Origin of the sequence: Blastococcus tunisiensis, from assembly GCF_900112815.1 — a bacterium.
GTDB classification, from domain to species: Bacteria; Actinomycetota; Actinomycetes; order Mycobacteriales; family Geodermatophilaceae; genus Blastococcus_B; species Blastococcus_B tunisiensis.
Genome location: NZ_FOND01000014.1, coordinates 144,179 through 150,887 on the forward strand (window position 1 = coordinate 144,179; position 6,709 = coordinate 150,887).

Below are 6,709 nucleotides of genomic sequence, written 5' to 3' on the forward strand. Positions count from 1 at the left end.
CGTTTTGCCGCACAGTGGTCCGTCCCGTGCTGATCCCCGGCCGCGGGGGTAGCGAGTCCGCATGACCGATGTGACCTCGTTCGACGGCACCCGCCTGGCACTCAGCTCGTGGGGGCCACCCGATGCACCTCCGCTGCTGCTGGTGCACGGCCTGGGCATGTCCGCCGAGTCCTGGGGCACGGTTCCGGAGCGCCTGTCGGACCGGTACCGGGTGACCGCCTACGACCTGCGCGGGCACGCGCAGAGCGGCGACGCCCGGTGCGGGGACTACACGATGCGTGCGCACGCACGGGACCTCGACGCCGTGCTGACCCACGTGGCACCCGGGCGCGGGCAGGTCCTGGTCGTCGCGCACAGCCTCGGGGGCGGGATCCTGCTCACCCACCTCGACGCCTCGCCCGACGAGCGGGTCGCCGGCGCCGTCCTCGTGGGGTCCGGCGGCTCGGGTGTCACGGCCCCGGGGCTGCCGGGACGGCGCCTGCCGGCGTGGCTGCAGCGACTCCTGCACTGGGGCTGGTGGAACGCACTCCGCGGCGGTGTCCGGGTCGGCCGGCTGATCAGGCCCGCGGAGGCCCTGTCCGACCGCGTGATCCGCCGGGCGGCCTTCGCGCCCGGCGAGCCGCAGGAGTTCGTCGCCCGGGTCCGCAACAGCTTCCTGGGCAGCCGGCCCCGTGCCCTCGCGGGGACGACGATGGCCAGCCTCAGCCACGACGGCGTCGAACTCGGGCCGGCGCTGCGGGTGCCGACGCTCCTGGTCCACGGCAGCGCCGATCCAGAGGTCCCCAGCGGGGAGATCCGGGACCTCCTGTCGGTCCTGCCGGACGGCGAGCTCGTCACGGTGCCGGACGCGGGCCACATGCTGCCGTTCACCCATCCGGACGTCGTGGTGACCCAGGTGCGCCGGTGGATGGAGAAGGTCGCACCGTCCGGTCACCGGGAAGGCTCCCCGGACGGCCACGGCGATCCGGCCGTCGAGGGTCTGCTCCCGGCCACCGGACAGCCGGCCCGGCCGGCGGAGCCGGGAGACGGCCACCGGCGATGACGGCCGGATCCGCACCGAAGATGACGACCCCATGTCACTCGCGCCCTGCGTGTGGTGGTCCTGGCTGACCGCGGGCACGACCAGCGGAACGCCAGTCACATCGAGGGGGTACCACCGTGCGCCGACCACTGCTCCTGCTGATCGCCTCCACCGCTCTCGCCCTGGCCGGCTGCGGAGGGGACGACGAGCAGCTCGCCGATGACATCGCCGCCGCGACCGAGAGCGACGGGGACGCCGCGACACCGGAGGAGGATGCCGCGGCACCGGAGGCCGAGGACCCGGATGTCCGGCGGGTGCCGGTGGAGGCCTCGACCGACCTCGTCGACCCGGAGGGGTCCGAGGTCGGTCGAGCATGGTTCCGGGACGACGGCGGCCGCGCGATGGTGGAGGTGCAGGTCGCGGGGCTCGCCGGGGGCTTCCACCCGATGTACCTCTACGAGGCCGGCACGTGCGACGTCGCGGACACCGCGGACGGCGCCGCGTTCCTCGAGCTGCCCGCTCTCCTGGTCCTGGAGAACGGGGTGGGCTCGATGAGCACGCTCGCCGGGCCCATGCCGCTCGACACCCTCCTCGCGGAGGAAGGAACCGCGATCCTCATCGGCCCGCCGGTCGACACCCTCGCCGACATCGACGAGGTGCTCGATGACGAGGTCGGGCCGGTCACCACCGGCTCCCAGGTCGCCTGCGGCGTCGTCGAGGGCTGACGCTCCTTGTCCGGGCGCGTCAGCCCAGGAGGACGATCCCCGCACCCGTCGTCCGGACGGTCACGGCCTCCTCGCCCAGGTCGAACTCGGCCACCTGCCGGCCGAACGGCAGCGGGTCCAGCGGCACCCGGAAGCGGAACCGCTCGGTGAGCAGCAGCTCGGCGGAACGGTCGAGCGGGCGGTCGGTCAGCACCTCCGTGGGCCGGACCGCCAGCGCGCCGGTGGCGGGGTCGACGACGGCCGTGACGGATGCCTCGTAGGGCCGGTCCAGCAGCTCACCGGTCGCGGTGAGCCGGACCTGGTCGGAACCCTCCGGCCCCGCGGGCCGCACCGTCATCGGCCGCCCGGTGAAACGGAGGTACTGGTCCAGTGCGTCGTAGCGCAGCCACGCGTCGGTGGTGCTCCCCTCGAACACCACCGCGTCGGCATCGCGGACGACGAGGTCGTGGAACGACAGGTGCACCCCCTGCAGCTCGGCGTCCACCCGGTCGAAGGTCAGCGGCCCGTTCGACACGTCCTCGAGCGCCACCCGCACCTCGTCGTAGCGCCCGCGCAGGGCCTGCAGCAGGACCGGCCCTCCCCCTACCTCGACCGTCGGGGCCACGACCGTGCCGGTCGCCTGCTGCAGCTCCTCGGCGAGCAGCGCCTGGACCGTCTGCCGGGCCAGCCGGTCCAGCCCCCAGAGCAGCAGGCCCGTCCCCAGCAGGGCGCCCACGAGCACCGCGACCAACCAGGCCCGCCCCGTCCGGGGACGGCCCGCGGCAGTGGCGCCGCTGCCCGTCATCGCCTTGCCGCCTCGACGGCACCGACCGGGGCGGGATCCCCCCGGGGAGGCACCGTCTCCTCCTCGGGGACGTCGGTGGCCGGCGACGTCCGGATGCGGCGCCCCGGCCAGCCGGCGGCCGGCCCGAGCAGCGTGAGGACTGCGGGCGTCAGCACCGGCCGGATGAGGAAGGTGTCGATCAGCAGCCCCACCGCCATGACGAAGGCGATCTGCCGGAAGAGGCCGAGCGGGATGATGGCGACCATCGCGAAGGTGGCGGCCAGGATCAGGCCGGCGGCGCTGATCGCCCGCGCGCTCTCCGGCATCGCGACCCGGATCGCCTCGCGGAGCGGGCGCCGGCCGGCCTCCTTCCAGATCGCCCCGACCGCGAACACGTTGTAGTCCGACCCGAGCGCCAGCAGGAGCACTGCGGTGGTGAACGGCGCGAAGAACAGCAGCCCCGGGTTGCCCAGCACGCCCTGGAAGACGACGACGGCCAGGCCCAGGGCAGCGGCGACGCCGAGCGCGCTGCACGCCAGCAGGAGGACCGGGGCCAGGAGGGCCCGCAGGTAGATGCAGAGGATGACCAGTTCGATCACGAGGGCGGCGATCAGGATCGTCCGCAGGTTCTCCCGGGTCAGCTCGGCCAGCTCGGCCGCGATGGCGGTCTGGCCGCCGACGGCGATCGTCGCGTCCTGCAGGCCGGCCGCCGCGGCCAGCTCGTCGATGCGGTCGTCGAACCGGTCCAGGTCGGCGATGGCAGGAGCGCCCAGGGGATCGCTGTCCAGGATCACGATGAACCGGGCGGCGTCGCCGTCCTCCGCGAGGACGAGGCCGTAGCCCTCGTCCAGCGGGTTCTGCGCCGGTCCGAGGACCTCGGCCACGCCGGGCTGCTCGGCGATGGCCGTCTGGAGGCGCTCCAGTGCACCCCGCTGCTGCGCGACGTCCTCCCCCTCCACCAGGACCTCGGTCGGCGCGACGGCCCCGCGGATACCGGCGTCCTGGAGCACGCGGGCGCCGGCACGGATGGGGTCGTCGGCCGGGAGCTCGGAGATGAAGGACGTGTCGATGCGCATGCCCAGCAGCGGCAGGGCGGCCGGCACGAGCACGGCGAGGCTGAACAGCACCGCGAGCACGGCACCGCCGCGCCGGGAGACGTTGTCGGCCAGCCACCGCGTCACCCTGCTCGGCTCGTGCCTGCTGGGCGTCGACCGGCCGCCACCCCCGACGGTCAGGAAGAGCCGGTGCCCGAGGATCGCCATGAGGGCGGGCACCAGGGTGAGGGACACGACCATGCCGACGACGACCGTCAGGGCCAGCGCCGGGCCGAACGCCCGGAACAGCTCGAAGTCCGCCACCAGGAGCGCCGCGGTCCCGGCCGCGACGGTCAGGCCGGCCACCGCGATGATCGGCCCCTCCGTGAGCACGGCCCGGCGGGCTGCCTCGTGCCGGTGCAGGCCCCGTCCCAGCTCCCGTCGGAAGCCGGAGAAGTACAGGACGCAGTAGTCGGTCACCACACCGATCAGCAGGGCCGCGACCAGTGGCCGCAGCTGCTCGGGCAGGGCGAAGCCCAGCGCGGCGGCCAGCCGGTCGAGCACCTGCAGCGTCACGAGGTAGCCCAGGGCGACCGTGAAGAGCACGACCAGGGGGGCGACCACCGATCGGAAGGCGAGCGCGACCACCACGGTGATGAGCACGAGCGTGGCGATCTCGAAGGTGTGCAGGTGCGCCTGCAGGTAGTGGACCTGCTGGACCTGCGCCGGCAGCACGCCGGTCACGTACGTCTCGACGCCGGGCTGGTTGCTGAAGTGGGCGGCGTACTGCTGGCTCAGAGCGACCCGCTTCTCGAGCGAGGTGTAGGGCGAGATGTAGAGATAGCTGACGGCGGTGTCCGGCGAGGCGGTCGGCAGGGGGACGGCGCCGATGATCTGGCCCCTGCCCGGCGGCACCCGACCGTCCAGGTAGGCCTGCGTGTGCGCCAGCGCCCACAGCGTGGAGTCGGCCCGCGTCAGCGGATCCAGGCCGCCCGGGTCGTGCACCACCACCGAGGTGTCGGAGAGCACGGGCACGGCGAAGTGGTCCAGGGAGCGGTCCTGCACCGCCACGGCTTCGCTGCCGGGTGGCAGCAGGCTGCCGATGTCCCCGCTCCTGTCGTCCTGCGAGGGGCTGGGCACCACCACCGCGAGCACCGCAGCCACCACCCAGAACACGAGCACCGGCCAGCGCCCCGAGACCACCGCGGTGCGCACCCCCCGGCCCACGGACGCCGGCACGCGCGCCACCGCTCGGAGCTTCGACGATCCGGGCACGGCAGCCTCCCGACGCCGCCGTGATCTCGGTCGGCTGGTGGTGGATACCGCGCGCGGGCACCGGGTAAAGCTCCCGTCCGAAACCACAGGAGGATCGACCATGACCCAGGCCGGATCCGGAGCGAGCGCACAGCCCGACGAGCCGGCCGGGACAAGGCCCGTCCGTGACGACGCAGCGCCCGCCCGTGACGACGCAGGGCCTGCCCGTGACGACGAGACGGCCGACGTCCCCGGGCGCCCGGGTCCGGTCGCCGGGTTCCGGACCGGGCTGGTCGTCGCCGTGGTGTTCGTGCTCGGGCTGGCCCTCGGGGCCGTCGCCGTCGGGCTGCTCGGCGACACCACCCCGCCCGCGGTGAGCGACCAGGCCGGTGAGGGGCCGTCGGACGGCGGCCTCGTGATCGGGGACCTGGACCCGGACGACGGCCCGTTCCAGGTGAACGGCGCGTGCCTGGGTGCCGTGAACGCCCTGCAGGACGGCTACGCGACCATGGACGAGCTGGGCCGCGCCGCCACCGCCCTGGACGCGGCGCAGCTGGACGAGGTCGTCCGCAGGCTGCAGCCGCTCCAGCGACAGCTCGAGGCCGACGTCGCGGCCTGCCGGGTCCGCGAGATCGACGACCCGCCCGGGGGGACCTCGGCTCCCGGCGGGACCGCCACTCCCCGGTCGTCGGCCCCCACGTCGTCCCCCACGGACTGATCCGGGGCCACGGCTCAGGCAGGGCGTCCGGTCCCCTCAGTCGCCGGCCGGTGCCGGTGCCGCCTCGATCCGTACCGCCGCGAGGGCCACCTGCCCCTCGGCCCCGGACAGCCACGCCTCCGGATTCCCGAAGACCGCATCGGCCGCGATGCCGAAGTCGGCCTCGAAGGTGTCGGGGGCCACCTCGACGGCGGTCCCGGTCACCTCGACGACGTCGCCCGCGGCCACCTCGGGCGACGGGGTGGCCGACACCACCCCGACCGGATCCCCGGTGTCCCCCGCGATCCGGAACGCGCTCGCCACGTCGGTCGAGGCGAGCAGCTCGGTGATCCGGCCCCGGACGGTCACCTCCTCGCCGACGAAGGAACCGGGATCGCCGAAGAAGGTGCGCTCGTCCGACGGTGTCGTGGACCCGTCCGCCGGGTCCGTGCTGCCCATGGCGGAGACCTGGTCCTCCAGCGTGGCGACCCGGTCCTCGAGGCGGGCCACCTCCTCCTGCACCTGCTGGAGGTCCTCGGCGGTGATCCCGGACGGGTCCGGGGTCCCCGGATCGCTGCACCCGACCAGGCCCAGAGTCACACCGAATGCTGCCCCGACCACCCGGCAGCTGCACGACGGGGCGGGCTTCCTGCCCGAGCTGCTCATCGGTTCCTCCGCATCGGATCGGTCGGCGGCGGGTCCGGGTTCCGTCCGGCCCGTTCCTGCGATGCCCGCGGTGCGGGTTTCCATCCCCAGCACACGCTCCCCGACACCGAGTCGCAAGGCTGCCGCAAACGACGTGCGAATGCTCGCCCCCTCCCACCGGGACCAGTGCGGCAATAGGTGGGCAGAGATGTGGGACCGGGCCATCGAACGGCGGCCGGCGTGTGCGCTGGCGCCCGGTTTCGAGGCGGCGGATTCACTCGGTCGTCGCAACACCGGCTAGTTGATCGTCGGAGAGTAGTCGGTCGAGGTGCTCGGCTGGGGTGTGGAAGTCGAGGGTCTTGCGGGGGCGGCCGTTGAGCTTGTCGGCGATGGCGTCTAGGTCTGCTGCGCTGTGCACCGAGAGGTCGGTGGCTTTGGGCAGGTACTGGCGGAGCAGCCCGTTGGTGTTCTCGTTGCTGCCGCGCTGCCACGGTGAGTGCGGGTCGCAGAAGTAGATCGGCAGGTCGGCGGCGATGGTGATCTCGGCGTGCCTGCGCATCTCCAGGCCCT

7 protein-coding genes are annotated in these 6,709 nt (G+C 73.8%); 3 read left to right on the top strand and 4 right to left on the bottom strand.

The window, feature by feature from the left end:
• The first annotated feature begins 61 nt into the window (after positions 1-61).
• Both BM142_RS17425 and BM142_RS17430 read left to right on the top strand, forming a co-directional pair.
• Entirely contained in the window at positions 62-1,042 is a 981-nt protein-coding gene (locus BM142_RS17425; protein ID WP_092201531.1) for an alpha/beta fold hydrolase, read from the top strand.
• A gap of 116 nt (positions 1,043-1,158) precedes the next feature.
• Positions 1,159-1,746, top strand: coding sequence for a hypothetical protein (locus tag BM142_RS17430; protein ID WP_092201534.1), 588 nt, complete (start codon positions 1,159-1,161; stop codon positions 1,744-1,746).
• A 19-nt stretch (positions 1,747-1,765) separates the two neighbouring features.
• On the opposite strand, the gene BM142_RS17435 is transcribed toward BM142_RS17430, so the two are convergent.
• Together BM142_RS17435 and BM142_RS17440 are read right to left on the bottom strand one after the other, a co-directional pair.
• Positions 1,766-2,530, bottom strand: a complete 765-nt coding sequence (locus BM142_RS17435; RefSeq protein ID WP_092201536.1) for an LmeA family phospholipid-binding protein — start codon at positions 2,528-2,530, stop codon at positions 1,766-1,768.
• Positions 2,527-4,782 carry an MMPL family transporter gene (locus BM142_RS17440; RefSeq protein WP_254791040.1) on the bottom strand — a complete coding sequence of 752 codons (2,256 nt, stop codon included), beginning with the start codon at positions 4,780-4,782 and terminating at the stop codon, positions 2,527-2,529. Before BM142_RS17440 ends, BM142_RS17435 begins: the two co-directional genes overlap by 4 nt.
• Positions 4,783-4,918: 136 nt before the next feature.
• On the opposite strand from BM142_RS17440, the gene BM142_RS17445 reads away from it, so the two are divergent.
• Complete coding sequence (locus BM142_RS17445; RefSeq protein WP_092201539.1) at positions 4,919-5,515, top strand: hypothetical protein; 597 nt, start codon at positions 4,919-4,921, stop codon at positions 5,513-5,515.
• 36 nt (positions 5,516-5,551) lie between these two features.
• On the opposite strand, the gene BM142_RS17450 is transcribed toward BM142_RS17445, so the two are convergent.
• Both BM142_RS17450 and BM142_RS17455 read right to left on the bottom strand, forming a co-directional pair.
• Positions 5,552-6,094 (bottom strand): hypothetical protein, encoded by a 543-nt coding sequence (locus BM142_RS17450; RefSeq protein ID WP_139228920.1) that lies wholly within the window; start codon positions 6,092-6,094, stop codon positions 5,552-5,554.
• Positions 6,095-6,413: 319 nt separating this feature from the next.
• Positions 6,414-6,709 (bottom strand): IS30 family transposase (locus BM142_RS17455; protein ID WP_139228921.1); only part of this gene is annotated, 296 nt, incomplete at its 5' end.

What these genes read in the sequence shown, in the direction of transcription:
- BM142_RS17425 (WP_092201531.1), top strand. Translation starts at nt 62, where the DNA reads ATGACCGATGTGACCTCGTTCGACGGCACCCGCCTGGCACTCAGCTCG.
- BM142_RS17435 (WP_092201536.1), bottom strand. Translation starts at nt 2,530, where the DNA reads ATGACGGGCAGCGGCGCCACTGCCGCGGGCCGTCCCCGGACGGGGCGG.
- BM142_RS17445 (WP_092201539.1), top strand. Translation starts at nt 4,919, where the DNA reads ATGACCCAGGCCGGATCCGGAGCGAGCGCACAGCCCGACGAGCCGGCC.